This is a genomic window from Paenochrobactrum glaciei, assembly GCF_039522165.1.
Taxonomy (GTDB): domain Bacteria; phylum Pseudomonadota; class Alphaproteobacteria; order Rhizobiales; family Rhizobiaceae; genus Paenochrobactrum; species Paenochrobactrum glaciei.
The window spans coordinates 1-967 of sequence record NZ_BAAADE010000038.1 but is presented as its reverse complement, the minus strand read 5'-3'; the positions used below and the strand labels follow the sequence as shown (position 1 = coordinate 967).

At 29.5% G+C, this 967-nt stretch carries 2 protein-coding genes; one reads left to right on the top strand and one right to left on the bottom strand.

Annotation, left to right across the window (positions count from 1 at the left end; translation table 11 throughout):
- The coding region (locus tag ABDZ76_RS17560) for a hypothetical protein (protein WP_343808661.1) at positions 1–309 on the top strand (309 nt) is incomplete at its 5' end.
- A gap of 30 nt (positions 310–339) precedes the next feature.
- On the opposite strand, the gene ABDZ76_RS17555 is transcribed toward ABDZ76_RS17560, so the two are convergent.
- Entirely contained in the window at positions 340–552 is a 213-nt protein-coding gene (locus tag ABDZ76_RS17555; RefSeq protein ID WP_198968530.1) for a C2H2-type zinc finger protein, read from the bottom strand.
- Positions 553–967: the final 415 nt, after the last annotated feature.

Below are 967 nucleotides of genomic sequence, written 5' to 3'. Positions count from 1 at the left end.
CTATTGTCAAATGTAGCTCCAGTTGCCCAACAAAATTTCCAGACTAATGTACCTAAGTTTACCGCGATAAATGAAAATGTTAGTGCAGTATTATCACAATATGGAATAACTGGTCCTAACAGGGCAGTTTATCAAGGTTTTGCATTAAAGATAGCTAGAGCACTTAATAGGATTGGTGGTGGCCCGGCATTAGTAAATATGATTAGCGGTTTGAAAGCATATTATATTTCAGCCTTTAACGCAAATCCACAAGTTCTTGACGCTGTAGTTAATATTATAACTGGAAGCCCAACTGGATATGTAAGTTAAAATATTTAAGCTATTTTTTTCTTTTTTTCTTTATTCTTCTTCAGCCTTTATTTCTATATATTCTCCAGTTCTTAAACTTATCCTTCTACAATTAGATAATTTTAAATTTTTATTATGCTTTCTTAAATGAGTAACCATACTTTTTCTTTTTATATAAATTTTTCCACAAATTGGGCATTCATATCCTAAAAGTGCCATAGCGATAAATTTGGATTTGACATTTTTAAATGCTATTAAATCCAATCAACCATATACATTATATTTATTATATGAATTATAGGTTAAGTTATCACTCAGCTTTATTTTTGTCTTAATTTTTAGATTTCAATTATGAAAACTGCAATTTTAACTATGAATTATTCTTCTATATCAAATGTTTCAGAAGATATAGCTGAAGTATTAAGAGAAAATGGAGAAATTGCGACAATAACAAAAAATCCATATTATATTCCAAAAGCTGAAAAATTGATCATTTTTATACCATTCCATCCGCCATCTCTAAATCCATATCTTTATGCTTTTTATCAATTTCAAGGAAAGAAATTATTTTATACAACTTGTGATGGAATTCCAAATATTGAAATTGTTAACAAGTATTTATTACAAGAGGTAAGTCGGAGGCCAAGCGGTCTTAGGAAGACAACGGCAATCCGCAACT